Source organism: Neisseria sp. HMSC065C04 (assembly GCF_001815375.1).
GTDB classification, from domain to species: domain Bacteria; phylum Pseudomonadota; class Gammaproteobacteria; order Burkholderiales; family Neisseriaceae; genus Neisseria; species Neisseria flavescens_D.
On the sequence record NZ_KV820381.1, the window covers coordinates 135,863 to 151,458 of the forward strand.

Below are 15,596 nucleotides of genomic sequence, written 5' to 3' on the forward strand. Positions count from 1 at the left end.
TATATGGGGCAATGCGTATTTATTTTCCGCGCTCATACGCTTCGATTTCGCCAACCTTAGGCGCATAGCCGCTACTTGTGTCGTGGCGCAAATCCAACCAGATATCGACCAATGCCCAAGCGGCCGGAGCAGCAATGACGTTTTGCCCCATACATAAAACCTGTGCATCATAGTTTTCCACCGATCCGCGGAGGGTGAGTAAATCATGCGCCGTTGCCGCCCGTATGCCGCGCACCTTATTGGCGGCGATTGCCGTGCCCACGCCGGTACCGCAAATCAACAGCGCACGGTCAGTGCGTCCTGCCGCGACTTCTTCGGCCGCGGCAAACGAGAGTTGCGGATAGGTTCCTTCGGGCGAGGATAAATCGACCAAGCTGCTGACGCGCGGGTCGTTTTGCAGATGCGCTTTGAGCGCGTCCTTCAATATTGCGCCGTTGGCCGGCGCGGCAATAACCAAACGCATACGAACTCCTTGAAGCATACAATAAACATTCCTCAGCATACGCCCGCGCGTGATACGATTCAAGCTTGCAACGCAGAGAGCACGGCATGAGCAAAACCTACTTTACATCAGACCTACATTTTTCACATAAAAACATCGCCAAATTCTGCCCGCAATTTCGACCGTTCGACAATGTGGAAGAAATGGATGAATTTTTAATTCAGACATGGAATGAAACCGTTACGCCTGAAGATACGGTGTACAACTTGGGAGATTTTTCCTTTGCCCACGACCATAAGCAGATAGAGCGCGTTTTGTCGCGTTTAAACGGGCAACATCACTTGATTTACGGCAATCATGATCATGTGATTCGGCAGTATGCCGATTTTTTCCGCAGCCAAACCAAGCATGACGGCCATCCGCTGCTGTCGTCCATACGGCCGTATATGAAACTCAAATTGCCGGAAATTAAGAATACGCTGGTTCTCTTTCACTATCCGATTCAGGAATGGGACGGCTGTTATCAAGGCTGGTATCACTTGTACGGGCATTTGCATGACAGGATGGCGGAAATCAAAGGGCGTGCTTTAAATGTCGGATTCGATTTGCACGGCCGCTTTTTGACGGCGCAAGACGTCGATAAGTTTTTGTGTGATTTGCCTAAAATTTCGTATTTTGGCGAAGCAGGGTTGAAAGCCAATTCGCCGGAAGAGGCGGCAGAGCTGGTGTCCCGGAAACTGGCGCAGTTAAATCAGGTATAATTTCAGACGGCCTTTGCGGATTCACGGCAAAGGCCGTCTGAATATCAATTTCCCATTTTTGAGTGATACATGGAAAACCTTTTGGCTTACTTACTACAAAAATCAGCCTCCCCAATCAATCCGGCAAGGACAAGTCATGAGCGGTAAGCCTTTGAAGTATCCCGTTTCCGCTTTGGTTGTTTTACATGATAAAGACGGCAATATCCTGCTGATTGAACGCACGGCGCCGCAAGGTTTTTGGCAGTCGGTTACCGGCAGCTTGGAAGAGGGCGAGCGTATCGAAGAAACTGCATGGCGCGAAGTGTGGGAAGAAACGGGTATCCGCCTTGCAGACGGCCAGCTGGAAAACTGGCACGACAGCACCGTTTATGAAATCTATCATCACTGGCGCCATCGCTATCCCAAAGGCGTTTTTGAAAACCGCGAACACATCTTCTCCGCCCAAATTCCGCGCGATACGCCTATCGTCCTGCAACCGGACGAACACGTTGCCTACGGTTGGTTTAGTGCGGAAGAAGCGGCAGAAAAAGTGTTTTCGCCTTCCAATAAACGCGCAATTTTAGAACTGGTCAAAAGGCTGAATGCCAAAAAGGCCGTCTGAATACGACAGTTTCACATTTTCAGACGGCCTTGGGTTTGCTATACTTTCTCCGTTTGACTCTCTTTAAAATCAAAGGAAACCATCATGGCAGACTTCAATAAAATCCTGACCCCAGGCGACGTGGACGGCGGCATCATCAACGTTGTCAACGAAATCCCTGCAGGCAGCAACCACAAAATCGAATGGAACCGTAAACTGGCCGCTTTCCAACTCGACCGCGTTGAACCGGCAATTTTCGCCAAACCGACCAACTACGGCTTCATTCCGCAAACTTTGGACGAAGACGGCGACGAATTGGACGTATTGTTGGTTACCGAGCAGCCTTTAGCAACCGGTATTTTCCTGGAAGCACGCGTTATCGGCGTGATGAAATTCGTTGACGACGGCGAAGTGGATGACAAAATCGTTTGTGTTCCAGCCGATGACCGCAACAACGGCAATGCCTACGAAACTTTGGCCGATTTGCCGCAACAACTGATCAAACAAATCGAGTTCCACTTCAACCACTACAAAGACCTGAAAAAAGCAGGTACCACTAAAGTTGAATCTTGGGGCGATGTAGAAGAAGCGAAACAAGTCATCAAAGAATCTATCGAACGTTGGAACAAACAAGCCTAATCGGTTTGCCCCATCCAATATCAAGGCCGTCTGAAAATCAGATTTTCAGACGGCCTTTTTATATCTCAGCAGCCTATCAATCCTTCAAGCATTTTCAAACTGATATTTCAAACGAATCAATCATATTATTTTAAATAATTGTTCCCTAAAGCCGAAATTTCAGACGGCTAGAGAATAGGTTTTCTAGATTGCAATTACAGCATCAGCCCCAAAACGCTTTTTCAAATCCTGCCGCGCATTCTGGTGGCAGTTCCCGTTGTAGTAAATCATGCAGAGCAGAATATAATTCTGGAGGTATGTCGCAGCTTTCTTCATCGTAGAACTCCCCGCCTGCTTTCCGCCATTCGCGCTCAAAATCATAAATTGCCAATAAGGTTTGCATTAGTATTGCTACGGAAGGGGCGATAAGGCGGCGTTTTTCTATTGTACCGTAACCTATTATCAACCAATAAACAGGACTGCCGGGAGCGGTGGTATCAGCAAAAAGAATTGAATCGTCAAACATTATGCCAAATATCGCCCATTCTTCACGCCAGCCTTGTGTAGGCAGATATTGCTTGGTCTTCCTATCCCAGCCGAAGGCCCAATCGTGCCAACTGTTGGGCAATTTGGGATAAGTCACCCATTGTAAAAACAGAGTTTCCATCTCCAGCCAATAATTGGCAAGTAGATTGTCGGAATGCCATATGCCGTCCATATGGCGGTAGAAGTCGGCTAATGCACCCAAATGTAGATGACGGTTACCTTCCAGTGGGGGCAGTTCCTGCAACGTTTCTGTATAGGGAAAACCAAAGGTTTGTGCGAAGGTGCGTATAAGGGAGTGAGGCATAAAGTTTGCTTGCTGTATTTTTACGGTTTAAGTCCGTGGAAGATAATGGATTATAGTGGATTTAATTAAAATCGGGCTTGACGCAGGCTAATGATGTAAGCCATCGATTTAGTTTATTTCTGATCTGCCAACGTTCATCAGTCAGAACATAAATATAGTAAATTCAAATTGTCTATAAGTTAGTGCGATATTTTGCCAATATAACAAAATCGTCTTTAAAACAAACAAACCATTCTTTCTCATTTTCAGACGGCCTCATTAAAGTAACGCCTATACCAAAAATAAGGAGTGCTTCAATGACTGCTACCACAACTGACCCACGCGCCAAGCTGCCTGAGACACCTTTGTCCGGCAACGAAGCCTTGAAAGAGCGCAGCGATTATCTGCACGGTACGATTAAGGAGGAGTTGAAAGACGATTTTACCGGCGGCTTTACTGCCGACAACTTTCAACTTATCCGTTTCCATGGCATGTACGAACAGGACAACCGTGATATCCGTGCCGAGCGTACCGAACAAAAACTTGAACCCTTAAAAAACATGATGTTGCGTTGCCGTTTGCCCGGCGGCATCATTACGCCGAAGCAGTGGCTGGGTATCGACAAATTTGCCGGTGAAAATACGATTTACGGCTCTATCCGCCTGACCAACCGTCAAACCTTCCAATACCACGGTATTCTGAAAACCGATTTAAAACAGGCACATCAGGCATTGCACAAACTTGGTTTGGATTCCATTGCCACAGCCAGCGATGTCAACCGCAATGTGTTGTGTACCAGCAATCCTGTGCAAAGCACGTTGCATCAAGAAGCCTATGAATGGGCGGCGCGCATCAGTATGCACCTTCTGCCGCGCACCATGGCATATGCCGATGTATGGCTGGACGGTGAAAAAGTGTTTACAACCGAGCCGACCGAGCCGCGCAATAAAGAAATTGCCGACGACGTAGAGCCGATTTTGGGTAAAACCTATCTGCCGCGCAAATTCAAAACCGCCGTTGTGATTCCGCCTGATAACGATGTGGACATTCATTCCAACGACTTGGGTTTTGTGGCGATTGCAGAAAACGGCAAGTTGGTGGGTTTCAATGTATTGGTCGGCGGCGGTTTATCCAGCGAACACGGCAATACCAAAACTTATCCCAATATTTCCTATGAATTCGGTTTCGTTCCGCTGGAATACACCCTCAATGCCGCCGAAGCCGTCGTCAGCACCCAGCGCGACTGGGGTAACCGCAGCGACCGCAAAGCAGCTCGTACACGCTATACGCTGCAACGCGTCGGCGTGGATGTGTTCAAAGAAGAAGTCGAAAGGCGCATGGGCATTAAATTTGAATCCATCCGCCCTTACGAATTCACCCACCGCGGCGACCATATCGGCTGGGTACAAGGACATGAAGGCAACTGGCATTTGACTTTGTTTATTGAAAACGGCCGCCTGCTCGATTATCCCGGCAGACCTTTGAAAACCGGCGTGCGTGAAATTGCCAAAATCCATCCCGGCGACTTCCGTCTGACGGCCAATCAAAATCTGGTAGTTGCCAATGTACCGCCCGAATTGAAAGACACGATTGATAAAATCGCTAAAGATCATGGCCTTATCAGCAAATCGATTACCATCCAGCGTGAAAACTCCATGGCCTGCGTTGCCTTGCCGACTTGCCCGCTGGCGATGGCGGAGGCCGAACGCTTCCTGCCGACATTCTCCGATAAAATCGACGAAATGTTCGCCAAATACGGCTTGGAAGACGAATACATCGTTTTGCGCGTAACCGGTTGCCCGAATGGTTGCGGCCGCGCCATGCTGGCGGAAATCGGTTTGGTCGGCAAAGCCGTCGGCCGCTACAACCTTTACGCAGGCGGCAACCGCGAAGGCACCCGCATCCCGCGCCTGTTTAAAGAAAATATTACCGAACCTGAAATCCTTGAAATTGTCGAAGGCTGGGTGGCCGATTGGGCGAAAAACCGACTCGATGATGAAGGCTTCGGCGATTTTGCCGTCCGCACCGGTATCGTCAAACCCGTATTGGACGCACCTCGAGATTTCTGGGCATAACGCATACAGACAGATCCGCAAGTCTACAATAAGAAAATAGAGAAAACCAAAGGCCGTCTGAAAATCATATTTTCAGACGGCCTTTTATATTGTGCGTATTTATATCAAAGATGGAATATAAACCGAATCAGCGACGGCGGCCAAAGCCCCGACCCATACTTGGGCGGCGGTAGTTGGAAGGCTGACGCGCGGTTTCGCGGTAACGCTGTTGCTGTTGAGCGTTTTGTTGCTGGGCACGCAGGGTGCGCGTATTCAGCTGTTGGCTGGTGCGTCCGTTTGGACGTGCGGTTTGATAATAGTTGGCACGGGCTTGACGTGCAATCGGGCTGTTTTGATTGCGCGCTTGTGTGAATTTGTTCGCCAATGCGTTGCCGATAAATGCACCGGCTGCCGCGCCCACCAAGCTTTGCAGCAGCCAGCTGCCGGTGGATTGGTCGTAGATATATTGTTGGCCGTCTGTACCGGTTACCGGTTGGCCGTTATTGCCGTTGGCTTGTGCCTCGGCAGGAATGGTGTCTTTCACGGCTTCAGGCGTGAGCTGGTAAACCGTATTGTCTTCTTGTTGGCCGTTTTGTTGTGCCAACTGTTGTTGCAATGCTTCGATTTGTTTTTGCTGCTGCTCAAGCTGCGCTTGGGTATTGTCTTTGCAGGCAGCGAGGGCAAAAGTGGAAAGGGCGGCTAAGGCAATCAGTTTTTTCATTGTTTTTCCTGAGAGAAGTTTGTCTTTGCCGAGATTTCGGCGGAGTGTGTTTGCCTAATATTAAACCATTTCCCTGTTTTTCAAGTGGTTTTACAAAATAATATTGGAAAGTTGCGCTGCAAATGCACGGCTGTTGGCAGCCAGATTGCCCAGTGCAGGCATTTCGTGTTCGGTTTCGATAATCAGCAGGTTGGCAGGGCGGCGGGTGTGTAGGGACATTTGCATTTCAGCGGGAGAGAAGGGCATGTGATGGCGTTTGGCGAAAGCTTCGGCGCGTTTGTTGGCGGTTTTGAGCATAGGCAGCAGGGTAATATCTAAATGGAAACGGCGTACGCCCAAAACCAAAATACGAGCTGCGAAGAAATCCGCTTCATCAGTAAAAACGTTGGGGCTGCTTTGATTGAAGTCGTGGCGCTCTGCGGCAATCAAAGTCGCGATGGTGCGCACTTGCGGAATCAGGGCTTCGCTGATGAGGCTGTCAGGTGAATCGGGCAAAGTGTGCATGTTGAGCATGCTGTGGTGGCTGTTGCTGTCAACGACCATGCGGCAGGTGTGTAACATTTGGGTTTGGCTGTGGATTTTAGTTGAGGCAGTCATGGCTGTATTCCTTATTTCTTAAAAATGGGTGGATTTAAGCGGCCATGGTGGGTATAAAAAAAGCCGCTCAAATGAGGCGGCTCTAATTTGCGTATTTTCAATTTGGTCTGTTTCAGACAAGCGCAAAAAAGTACCGCACGTTTGTGTGGTACCAATAGAAGAAAGTAGCAGAGTATTGCGCGGTTTGCATGATGAAAATACGTCTTTAATGTATAAAAGAATGGAACGTAGTTTAAAACAAGAATGCCAGTAATTTCAATATCCAATCGATAAAACCCACCAATAAATCTACAAGTTGTTGTAATCCTTCCAATTTATTTTCTTTCGAGTGAGTCAAATTTGCACAATTATAATGCAAAACCGGGTAAATTGATAACAATCCGAGCAGGCTCTTTAAAAAGGCCGTCTGAAATTTAGCTTTCAGACGGCCTTTATTTTTGTTTATCCAATCAATAAACGTCGCGTTGGTAGCGTTTGTCTTCGCGCAGGTCGTTGAGGTAGTCTTCGGCTTCGTCACGGCTGAGTTTGCCCTGGGTTTCGATGACTTCGATCAGGGCGTTTTCGACATCGCGTGCCATGCGTGTAGCGTCGCCGCAGACGTAGATGTGTGCGCCTTGTTGCAGCCAGTTCCAAACTTCGGCGGCGCGTTCGGCGATTTTGTGTTGGACATAGACTTTGTGTTCGCCTTGCCGGCTCCATGCAAGGTCGGCGCGGGTGAGGAGGCCGTCTTTGCGCCATTCGTTCCATTCGAGTTGGTAGAGGAAGTCGTCGGCCAGGCGTTGGTTGCCGAAGAAGAGCCAGTTTTTGCCGCTGTCGCCATTGGCGGCGCGTTGTTGCATGAAGGAGCGGAAGGGGGCGACGCCTGTACCTGCGCCGATCATGATGATGGGTGTATCGCCGTTTTGCGGCAGGCGGAAGTTGGGGTTGGGTTCGACAAAGACGCGGACTTCGCTGCCTTCTTCGAGGCGTTCGCCCAAGTAGCCGGATGCTGCGCCGGTGTAGGTGTGGTCGTGGTGGTCGAAACGGACAACGCCGATGGTGAGGTGGACTTCTTCGCCGACTTCGTCTTGTGCGGAGGCGATGGAGTAGAGACGCGGGGTTTGTGGGCGGAAAAGACTGTATAGGGTTTGTGCGTCCAGTGGGTGCGGATAGGCTGCGAATACGCCGACGGGCGGTGTGGCGGCGAGGTAGGCGTCTAGTTGGGCTTTATCTGCAGCTATGGTTTTGAGTTCTTCGTTGTTTGTTAATTCGGCGTATTGTTGGACGAAGGCGGGTGTGTTTTGGGTAATATCTGCGGATTCGGTCAAGGCTGTTCGGATATCGGTTTCGCGGCCGTCTGAAAGTTGGATGGTTTCGTTGCCACTCAGTTGGTTGAGGTCGAGGATTTCTTGGACGAGGTCGGCGGCATTAAGCGGCCATACGCCGAGCGCGTCGCCTGCCTGATAATGCAAACCTGAGCCGCTGAGGTCGATTTCGATGTGTTCGACGTCTTTTTCTGCATCACGCGAGGTGATTTTTTGGCGCACGGATAGGGTGGCTGTGTAGGGTTTTTCTTTGGTGTAGACTGTGCCGCTGCTTGGTGTGGCTGGGGCGTTTGATGCAGCGGTTGTACTTGGGCTTGCTGCTTGGGCAGACAATTCGGCTACTTTGGGTACGACGGCGGCAATCCATGCGTCGGCATCGGCTTGGAATTCTAAGTCGCAAATGCCCAAGTCGTTCAGACGGCCTGCGCCCAGTTCAGCAAATTTGGCATCAAAGTCTTTGCCTGCTTGGCAGAAGTTGGGATAGGAGGAATCACCAAGACCCAAGACGGCAAAGGTGAGTTTGCTGAGATCAGGTTTCTTTTTGCCGTAGATGAATTTGTACAGGGGCAGGGCTTCTTCGGGCGGTTCGCCTTCGCCTTGGGTGGAGGTAACTAAAAGCACGATGTCTTCGTCGGGCAGGGTTTTGCTTTTGAAATCGCCTGCGCTGCTGAGGCGGGCTTCTACGCCGGCGGCTTGAAGTTTGGCGTGTAAGGATTCGGCAACGCTGCGGGCATTGCCGGTTTGTGAGGCGGAGAGGACTAATACGCGGCGGCTGGCTGTCGAGGCGGCTGCTTGCAGGGCAGATGGTTCGGCTGCTACACCGGATACGCCTTGGCTTTGCGCCCAGCAATAGCCGGAGAGCCAGGCAAGTTGGGTGGGGGATAGGGTTGAGAGTTGGACGGAGAGTTCGGGTGGAAGCGGATTGGCTTGGCTCATTTGGATTCCTTTGTTGGACGGCTATAACCGATTGTTTGAATAATGGACAGTCGCAACTTTAAACAGGCCGTCTGAAAAAAGGAAAGAATGCTTGGTTTTAATTTAAGATGATTTCGTTATATTCGGGAAGGTATTAGGCCGTCTGAGCATACCTGTTCAGACGGCCTTGGATTGAATAGAAACGAGATTTTCAGTTTCCGCTGGAGAGTTTCATCACTACGACGCCGGAAATGATGAGAAATGCGCCGAGCCAGCGGCCGATATTGGCGGCATCGTTGAAAAATACAACGCCTACCAAAAACGCTCCTGCCGCGCCTATGCCTGTCCAGACGGCGTAGGCTGTACCCATCGGAATACTTTTTTGGGCAAGGTAAAGGAAGTATCCGCTGCCGACGATGCAGGCAAGTGCGGCGGCAAAGCCATGCCAGCGGTAGCCTTCTTGTTGTGCCAGCTTTAAGCCCAATGGCCAGCCGATTTCCAGCATACCGGCTAAGATTAAATAAAACCAACTCATAATATGTCCTGATAGTGTGTTAAGGTTTCAGACGGCCTTGGAAAGATTGTTTTCTTCCGAGAGTTCAACGCGTTGTCCGATGTCTTTTAGATTGGAGTATTGTTCGACCAAGCGCGGTACGTCGTCCAAGCTCATTGCAAACATCCATAAATAAGTGCTGACGGAATAGATATGGCCGGCGCTGCCATAGCCTTTAAGTGTCATGTGTATAAAGGCGAAGCCGAACAATACGCTCATCGCTATGCCGATACTGAGATAGCTTAAGGCTTCGCGGTTGGAAATCAGCACGCGTAGTTTGGCAACCCAGCCGTAGTGGCGGTAGAGCTGATGCTCGTTACCGTCGCGGATAAGGTGGTTGTCGCGTTCAAACCGATTGTTTAAATGGAAATATAGGTTTTCGCTGATGGCGGCAAAACGCGGCAGCAACCATAAAAACAGGGCAAGTATCGCGACAGCCAATACGCCCACCCAAAATTCCAATATCAGCAACATCATACATGCACCGAAGATGGAGACCAGCGAAGTAGCAGCGATGGGCAGGTGTTCTTCAAAAAAACTGACAAACTCGCGCGATAGGGCAACGCGTGCGGTAATGGCGGAATGCGGTACTTCTCGTTTGCGCTGTTCCAAGACGACCGGGACGGCTATCTCAGTATAGATCTGGGTAAATGTGCGCGTATCGGCTATCCTGCGGGCGGCTCCAATTATCCACATCAATAAAACCACCACACCATACAACATTGCCTGCCAGACTTTGCCTTCCATAACGGCATTAATCGCCCAGCCGCCAAATACGGGATATACCAGCAAGAGCAGGTTATCCAAGCCGACGAGAGAGAAGGTTGTGATGAGTGTGCGGCGGTGTGTTTTGCCGATGTGTTTCAGCATTTTCCACATGGTTGCCCTCCTTATTTAGTATTGAGGGTTTGTGCCATTAATTCGGCCAACGCGTCCAAATCGGCAAACAGTCGGGCTGCACGTTTTTCACCGAAGGCGGTAAAAATTCGTTTGCTGAATTCCTGCATGTTTTGCACCAATGGTGCGGCGGATTTTTTTCCTTGCTCGGTCAACGACAATAAGCGTTCGTGTTTGTCTTGTTCGCTTTCGTGAAATGTCAGCAAGCCTTGTTCCGCCAGCGTTTTGCATGTGCGGGAAACGGTTTGCTTGGGCAGGCTCCATTCTTCACCTATATATTTTTGAGTGCGGCTGCCTTCGGTGGCTAAGGTATAGAGAACGGCGAAGGTATTGTAGTTGGTGTTTTGCTGTTTAATCCATTGGTCAAATGCGCTGTCTATATGGCTGATACGCATGCCGAGTTGGTTGAGCTGATTCATAAATTGGTCTCAATATTGACTAATTGGATGCGGATTATAGTCATGTTTAGGACTAATTACAAATAGAGGGCCGTCTGAAACAATCATTTTCAGACGGCCTTGAAACCGTTAAAATAATTAATGTAGAAACAATATATTCAAACTACGATAAACCTAATAAAACCATCTTCAGCACATACGCCATGATTCATTTCTTATCTCAAAACATCTCCTCCAAACAAGCCACTGCCATCGGGTTGCTTGCCGTTGCTTTGTGGAGCTTTGTCATTTCTCTGATACGCTCTTTGAGCCTGCATATGGGGGCAGTGGGCGGCGCGGCAATGATGTACACCCTGTCCACCGTATTGATTTGGTTGATTTTCGGCAGGCCGCATTTGCGTAATTACAACCGCGGCTATTTGCTTTGGGCGAGCATTTTTTTTGTCGGTTGCGAACTGTGTTTGTCGCTCTCGGTCGGTTTTGCGCAAAACGCGAGACAGACGGTTGAGATCGGCATGGTCAATTATTTGTGGCCGACGTTTACTATTTTAGGCGCAGTCTGTTTCAACGGGCAGCCGGCAAAATGGTGGATAGGCATAGGCTTTGTATTGTCGTTTTTCGGGATTGCCACGGTATTGGGCGGCGACGGCGGATTGTCGCTTTCGGGGATTTATCACAATGTTCGCACCAATCCTGCCGGTTATCTGATGGCATTGGCCGATGCACTTTTTTGGGCGGCATATTGCACGCTGACGGCGCGCGTGAAGGCAGAAGGAAGCAGCGTGGGCTTTTTCTTTATGCTGGTGTCGATACTGTTGTGGATAGAGTATTTTCTCAGCGGCGCGGATACGTTGAGTTTTGATTCCGTATCGCTCGGCTATGCCGTTGCCGCCGCGTCTTGTATGGGCTTGGGCTATGCAGTGTGGAATATCGGTATTTCGCGCGGTAATCTGACTGTATTGGCAGGCGCATCTTATTTCATTCCGGTATTGTCTGCGGTAGTATCATCGTTTTTGATCAGCGCGCCTTTGTCCATGACGTTTTGGCAGGGTGCGGGGATGGTGTGCTTAGGGTCGATTGTGTGTTGGTTGGCGACCCGGAAAAAACAGATGGCGTGAAGCAATATCCCATAGCTTCGCGATATAACGAAAACAGCTTTTTTAACAACCAAACATTCTTTCCCATTTTCAGACGGCCTGTTTAAAGTAGCAGTCAGTTTGAGAAATCACGAGAAATGGGAAAGAATCATGACCGCAGCTTCCGCTCCGCTTTTACGCTTCATTACCGCCGGCAGTGTCGATGACGGCAAATCCACCCTCATCGGCCGCCTGCTCTACGACAGCAAAACCTTACTGACCGACCAACTCGACAAGCTCAACCGCGCTGCCGAAAACGGCGAAACGCCTGATTTTGCCAGCCTGACAGACGGCCTTGCCGCCGAGCGCGAACAAGGCATTACCATTGACGTGGCCTACCGTTATTTTGCCACGCTCAAACGCAAATTCATCATTGCCGATACGCCGGGACATGAGCAATACACGCGTAATATGGTCACCGGCGCATCAACTGCCGATGCCGCCATTATTTTGGTTGATGCCACACGCGTCGATTTTTCAGGCAGCGAGCCTGTCCTCCTACCGCAAACCAAACGCCACAGCGCAATTCTGAAACTTTTGGGCTGCCCCAACATCATCGTCGCCGTTAACAAACTCGACCTGCTAAATTTTGACGAAGCCAAATATCAAGCCATTACCGAGGCCTATCGCAAACTGGCGGAGCAAATCGGCCTCCAAGCACAAATCCACTTCCTGCCCATCAGCGCCTTAAAAGGCGACAATATCGTCAATGCCAGCAGCCAAACCCCGTGGTATCAAGGTTTGCCGCTTCTGCCTTTGCTCGAAAGCCTGCCCGTCAACCGTCAAAACGCCGCCGATCAAGCCGCGCATTTTCCCGTACAACGCGTGGCGCGCCAAGACGGCAGCAGCAGCGACGACTTCCGCGGTTATCAAGGCAGATTGGAGGCGGGCCGTCTGAAAGTGGGCGATGAAGTCAAAGTCCTGCCCAGCGGCCATGTTGCCAAGGTTGCCGAAATCTATAATGCCAACGGTAAAACCGAATCTGCCGAAGCAGGGGAAGTATTGACCGTCGTTTTGGATACGGACATCGATATTTCACGCGGCAACAGCATTGTTGCAGCCGACAGCGCCATTGTTCCCGAGCAACAATTCCAAGCCGCGCTTTGCTGGTTTGACGATATTCCGCTCAATCTGCGCCGCAAATATTTGCTGAAACACACGACCCAAACCACGCCCGTAAAAATCAGCGAAATTGCCTACGTTTGGGACGTCAATACCCTCAGCCGGGTCGAATCCGCCGAAACGCTCAAGCTCAACGACATCGGCAGCGTCAGCTTCAAAACCCAGCAGCCGCTCGCCGCTGCCGCATACGAAGACAACCATGCACAAGGCGCGTTTATTTTGATTGACGAAGCCACCAACCATACTGTCGCGGCAGGCATGATACGCAAAGTCAGCGAAACAAACAGTTTTGAAATTTAAAAGAAAGTTGCAATAAAAAAGGCCGTCTGTTGTTCAGACGGCCTGTTATTTTATCCAAGTCGGAAATGCTTATGCGCCGTAAACCGGATATTTATTGCACAAAGCAGTCACTTGTTCGCGGACTTTGGCGAGGTTGGCTTCGTCTTCAGGGTTGGCCAATACGTCGGCAACCAAGTTCGCCAATACGCGCGCGTCGGCTTCGTTAAAGCCGCGTGTGGTCATGGCGGCGGAGCCGATGCGGATGCCGGAGGTGACAAATGGTTTTTCCGGATCGTTCGGGATGGCGTTTTTGTTGACGGTGATGTGTGCTTTGCCCAAAGCGGCTTCGGCGGCTTTGCCGGTGATTTTCATCGGTTGCAGGTCAACGAGGAAAACGTGGCTTTCGGTACGGCCGGAAACGATGCGCAAACCGCGTTTGACCAACTCTTCCGCCATTGCTGCGGCATTGATTTTCACTTGTTTTGCGTATTGTTTGAACTCGGGTTGCAACGCTTCTTTAAACGCTACGGCTTTGGCAGCGATAACGTGCATCAACGGGCCGCCTTGCAGGCTTGGGAAGATGGCGGAATTCAACGCTTTTTCGTGGGTATTGTCACGGCACAAAATCACGCCGCCGCGAGGGCCGCGCAGGGTTTTGTGGGTAGTGGTGGTCACAAAGTCGCAGAATGGTACAGGGTTGGGATATTCGCCGCCGGCAATCAGGCCGGCATAGTGCGCCATATCGACAAAGAGGTAGGCACCGACTTTATCGGCGATTTCGCGGAATTTTGCCCAGTCGATTTGCAACGCGTAGGCAGATGCGCCGGCCACAATCATTTTAGGTTTGTGTTCAAGCGCCAAGCGTTCGACTTCGGCATAATCGAGAACTTCGTTTTCATCCAAACCATAAGTAATGGCGTTGTAGAGTTTGCCGGAAATATTGACGCTGGCACCGTGGGTCAGGTGGCCGCCATGTGCCAGAGACATGCCCAAAATGGTGTCGCCCGGTTTTAAAACAGAAGCATATACGGCTTGGTTGGCTTGCGAGCCGGAGTGTGGTTGGACGTTGACATATTCTGCGCCAAACAACTCTTTAGCGCGGTCAATCGCCAATTGTTCGACAATATCAACGTATTCGCAGCCGCCGTAGTAGCGTTTGCCCGGATAGCCTTCGGCGTATTTGTTGGTCAATTGCGAACCTTGGGCTTCCATTACGGCGCAGCTGACGTAGTTTTCTGAAGCAATCAGCTCGACATGGTCTTGCTGGCGTTGGTCTTCTTGGGCGATGGCGGCTGCCAGATCGGGGTCATATTGTGCGAGGGTAACGCTTTTTGAAAACATGTTCTCGGTTCCTTTGTGTTGGGCTGAAAATAAGGGATGGAGTACTGCGGATTGGTTCAAGATGAACTATTTTTCTCACATTGTCAACAATTTCATCAGGCGTTTGGTTTCAGACGGCCTGAGATTGAAGGGTTTATTTGAAAATATCATCTTGTTTTAAATGAAAATCCATTTTTTCTAAAAGCGCGGCCAAATCGGCTTCGGCTTGGGCGGCTTGAAGATTTTTTGCCAGCTCGGCCATGGCCGCTGCATTTAAACGCTCTTTCTCCAGCCGTAGGGCTTCTTCGCTGAAGATTTTGATATTGTCTGCCGATTCGGCATCTATTTTTTCAAATGGATAAAACGATTCTTCGTGCACGGCCAAACCGTCGGGCAGGGGCGCGGCATGGTTGAAATCGGCATCATTGACCGGCATCCATGATGGATGGTTTTCAAGCAGGATAAATTGTCCGTCCATGCCGTTGATATGACGGAATAGGGTGGTTCGGCCATTGTGTAAACGCATAAGCCCGATTGTATGCCCAAGTCGGCAAACCGTCTATAAACCCGTTTCTTTCCATTGGGACGATGGCTGATGGTGATATTGTTAATTTTGACATAAAACAGTTTCGGCTTAAAAAAGACTGGATAAAACGCCCGTGTTTGTTATAATGAAGCTAAAGATTGATTCGTCCTAGTTTTTGGCAGCAGTACTTTTTTATTTAATTAACAAGAGAGGAAAACAAAATGTTTCCAGAATATCGCGATCTGATTTCTAAACTGAAACAAGAGGATGCACACTTTGCCCGTTTGTTTGAGGAGCACAACGAGCTGGACGATAAAATTACCGGTTTGGTTAACAATGTGGTAACCAGCGGCTCCGAAGAAATCGAGGAGCTGAAAAAAGCCAAACTCAAACTCAAAGACGAATTGTATGCCCTTTTGCAAAAAGCAGCAGGCAAATAATTAAAATTTGAATAAGGCCGTCTGAACGGTATGATGGAAATCTCAGATTCCTTTTCATACCGGTTCAGACGGCCTTTTTAATTATTAGGCATTTGGTTATTTTT

At 49.7% G+C, this 15,596-nt stretch carries 17 protein-coding genes; 7 read left to right on the top strand and 10 right to left on the bottom strand.

All coding sequences use genetic code 11. The annotated features are described in order from the left end of the window. Positions 1-19: 19 nt before the first annotated feature. Positions 20-463, bottom strand: a complete 444-nt coding sequence (locus tag HMPREF3022_RS00715) for an RpiB/LacA/LacB family sugar-phosphate isomerase (RefSeq protein WP_070764973.1) — start codon at positions 461-463, stop codon at positions 20-22. An 86-nt stretch (positions 464-549) separates the two neighbouring features. Here HMPREF3022_RS00715 and HMPREF3022_RS00720 point away from each other — a divergent pair, with 86 nt between their 5' ends. From HMPREF3022_RS00720 to HMPREF3022_RS00730, 3 genes are all read left to right on the top strand, one after another. After that, positions 550-1,203, top strand: coding sequence for a phosphoesterase (locus HMPREF3022_RS00720; protein ID WP_070764974.1), 654 nt, complete (start codon positions 550-552; stop codon positions 1,201-1,203). A gap of 136 nt (positions 1,204-1,339) precedes the next feature. Then, on the top strand, positions 1,340-1,804 hold the full coding sequence (gene nudB / locus HMPREF3022_RS00725) for a dihydroneopterin triphosphate diphosphatase (protein WP_070764975.1): 465 nt from the start codon (positions 1,340-1,342) through the stop codon (positions 1,802-1,804). An 84-nt stretch (positions 1,805-1,888) separates the two neighbouring features. Continuing rightward, positions 1,889-2,422, top strand: a complete 534-nt coding sequence (locus HMPREF3022_RS00730; protein WP_070764976.1) for an inorganic diphosphatase — start codon at positions 1,889-1,891, stop codon at positions 2,420-2,422. Positions 2,423-2,624: 202 nt separating this feature from the next. Here the strand turns inward: HMPREF3022_RS00730 and HMPREF3022_RS00735 are convergent, their stop codons facing one another. Then, entirely contained in the window at positions 2,625-3,251 is a 627-nt protein-coding gene (locus HMPREF3022_RS00735; RefSeq protein ID WP_070625727.1) for a hypothetical protein, read from the bottom strand. Positions 3,252-3,547: 296 nt separating this feature from the next. Here HMPREF3022_RS00735 and cysI point away from each other — a divergent pair, with 296 nt between their 5' ends. Further along, complete coding sequence (gene cysI / locus HMPREF3022_RS00740; protein ID WP_070764977.1) at positions 3,548-5,305, top strand: assimilatory sulfite reductase (NADPH) hemoprotein subunit; 1,758 nt, start codon at positions 3,548-3,550, stop codon at positions 5,303-5,305. A 127-nt stretch (positions 5,306-5,432) separates the two neighbouring features. Here cysI and HMPREF3022_RS00745 read toward each other — a convergent pair whose 3' ends face one another. From HMPREF3022_RS00745 to HMPREF3022_RS00770, 6 genes are all read right to left on the bottom strand, one after another. Continuing rightward, on the bottom strand, positions 5,433-6,005 hold the full coding sequence (locus HMPREF3022_RS00745; RefSeq protein ID WP_049332431.1) for a membrane protein: 573 nt from the start codon (positions 6,003-6,005) through the stop codon (positions 5,433-5,435). A gap of 90 nt (positions 6,006-6,095) precedes the next feature. Further along, on the bottom strand, positions 6,096-6,602 hold the full coding sequence (locus HMPREF3022_RS00750; protein ID WP_003685697.1) for a hypothetical protein: 507 nt from the start codon (positions 6,600-6,602) through the stop codon (positions 6,096-6,098). Between the two features lie 449 nt (positions 6,603-7,051). Further along, positions 7,052-8,842, bottom strand: coding sequence for an assimilatory sulfite reductase (NADPH) flavoprotein subunit (locus tag HMPREF3022_RS00755; RefSeq protein ID WP_049332434.1), 1,791 nt, complete (start codon positions 8,840-8,842; stop codon positions 7,052-7,054). 190 nt (positions 8,843-9,032) lie between these two features. Further along, positions 9,033-9,356 carry a DMT family transporter gene (locus HMPREF3022_RS00760; RefSeq protein WP_003678624.1) on the bottom strand — a complete coding sequence of 108 codons (324 nt, stop codon included), beginning with the start codon at positions 9,354-9,356 and terminating at the stop codon, positions 9,033-9,035. A 27-nt stretch (positions 9,357-9,383) separates the two neighbouring features. Continuing rightward, complete coding sequence (locus HMPREF3022_RS00765) at positions 9,384-10,253, bottom strand: ABC transporter six-transmembrane domain-containing protein (RefSeq protein ID WP_049332439.1); 870 nt, start codon at positions 10,251-10,253, stop codon at positions 9,384-9,386. 11 nt (positions 10,254-10,264) lie between these two features. Beyond that, positions 10,265-10,690, bottom strand: coding sequence for a MarR family winged helix-turn-helix transcriptional regulator (locus HMPREF3022_RS00770; RefSeq protein ID WP_070764978.1), 426 nt, complete (start codon positions 10,688-10,690; stop codon positions 10,265-10,267). A gap of 182 nt (positions 10,691-10,872) precedes the next feature. Between HMPREF3022_RS00770 and yddG the strand changes: the two genes are divergently transcribed. Both yddG and HMPREF3022_RS00780 read left to right on the top strand, forming a co-directional pair. Continuing rightward, positions 10,873-11,787, top strand: coding sequence for an aromatic amino acid DMT transporter YddG (gene yddG, locus HMPREF3022_RS00775; protein ID WP_049332442.1), 915 nt, complete (start codon positions 10,873-10,875; stop codon positions 11,785-11,787). A gap of 129 nt (positions 11,788-11,916) precedes the next feature. Beyond that, complete coding sequence (locus tag HMPREF3022_RS00780; RefSeq protein ID WP_070764979.1) at positions 11,917-13,227, top strand: sulfate adenylyltransferase subunit 1; 1,311 nt, start codon at positions 11,917-11,919, stop codon at positions 13,225-13,227. A 69-nt stretch (positions 13,228-13,296) separates the two neighbouring features. On the opposite strand, the gene glyA is transcribed toward HMPREF3022_RS00780, so the two are convergent. Then, on the bottom strand, positions 13,297-14,547 hold the full coding sequence (gene glyA / locus HMPREF3022_RS00785) for a serine hydroxymethyltransferase (protein ID WP_070764980.1): 1,251 nt from the start codon (positions 14,545-14,547) through the stop codon (positions 13,297-13,299). 133 nt (positions 14,548-14,680) lie between these two features. After that, complete coding sequence (locus HMPREF3022_RS00790) at positions 14,681-15,052, bottom strand: hypothetical protein (RefSeq protein ID WP_070764981.1); 372 nt, start codon at positions 15,050-15,052, stop codon at positions 14,681-14,683. Positions 15,053-15,273: 221 nt separating this feature from the next. Between HMPREF3022_RS00790 and HMPREF3022_RS00795 the strand changes: the two genes are divergently transcribed. Beyond that, a complete protein-coding gene (locus HMPREF3022_RS00795) occupies positions 15,274-15,492 on the top strand; it encodes an HP1242/YdcH family protein (protein WP_036491484.1) in 219 nt (72 codons plus the stop codon). Positions 15,493-15,596 lie beyond the last annotated feature (104 nt).

Bases quoted from the DNA above. Each gene is read 5' to 3' on its own strand.
- HMPREF3022_RS00715 (WP_070764973.1), bottom strand. From the start codon at position 463: ATGCGTTTGGTTATTGCCGCGCCGGCCAACGGCGCAATATTGAAGGAC.
- HMPREF3022_RS00720 (WP_070764974.1), top strand. From the start codon at position 550: ATGAGCAAAACCTACTTTACATCAGACCTACATTTTTCACATAAAAAC.
- nudB (WP_070764975.1), top strand. From the start codon at position 1,340: ATGAGCGGTAAGCCTTTGAAGTATCCCGTTTCCGCTTTGGTTGTTTTA.
- HMPREF3022_RS00730 (WP_070764976.1), top strand. From the start codon at position 1,889: ATGGCAGACTTCAATAAAATCCTGACCCCAGGCGACGTGGACGGCGGC.
- HMPREF3022_RS00735 (WP_070625727.1), bottom strand. From the start codon at position 3,251: ATGCCTCACTCCCTTATACGCACCTTCGCACAAACCTTTGGTTTTCCC.
- cysI (WP_070764977.1), top strand. From the start codon at position 3,548: ATGACTGCTACCACAACTGACCCACGCGCCAAGCTGCCTGAGACACCT.
- HMPREF3022_RS00745 (WP_049332431.1), bottom strand. From the start codon at position 6,005: ATGAAAAAACTGATTGCCTTAGCCGCCCTTTCCACTTTTGCCCTCGCT.
- HMPREF3022_RS00750 (WP_003685697.1), bottom strand. From the start codon at position 6,602: ATGACTGCCTCAACTAAAATCCACAGCCAAACCCAAATGTTACACACC.
- HMPREF3022_RS00755 (WP_049332434.1), bottom strand. From the start codon at position 8,842: ATGAGCCAAGCCAATCCGCTTCCACCCGAACTCTCCGTCCAACTCTCA.
- HMPREF3022_RS00760 (WP_003678624.1), bottom strand. From the start codon at position 9,356: ATGAGTTGGTTTTATTTAATCTTAGCCGGTATGCTGGAAATCGGCTGG.
- HMPREF3022_RS00765 (WP_049332439.1), bottom strand. From the start codon at position 10,253: ATGTGGAAAATGCTGAAACACATCGGCAAAACACACCGCCGCACACTC.
- HMPREF3022_RS00770 (WP_070764978.1), bottom strand. From the start codon at position 10,690: ATGAATCAGCTCAACCAACTCGGCATGCGTATCAGCCATATAGACAGC.
- yddG (WP_049332442.1), top strand. From the start codon at position 10,873: ATGATTCATTTCTTATCTCAAAACATCTCCTCCAAACAAGCCACTGCC.
- HMPREF3022_RS00780 (WP_070764979.1), top strand. From the start codon at position 11,917: ATGACCGCAGCTTCCGCTCCGCTTTTACGCTTCATTACCGCCGGCAGT.
- glyA (WP_070764980.1), bottom strand. From the start codon at position 14,547: ATGTTTTCAAAAAGCGTTACCCTCGCACAATATGACCCCGATCTGGCA.
- HMPREF3022_RS00790 (WP_070764981.1), bottom strand. From the start codon at position 15,052: ATGCGTTTACACAATGGCCGAACCACCCTATTCCGTCATATCAACGGC.
- HMPREF3022_RS00795 (WP_036491484.1), top strand. From the start codon at position 15,274: ATGTTTCCAGAATATCGCGATCTGATTTCTAAACTGAAACAAGAGGAT.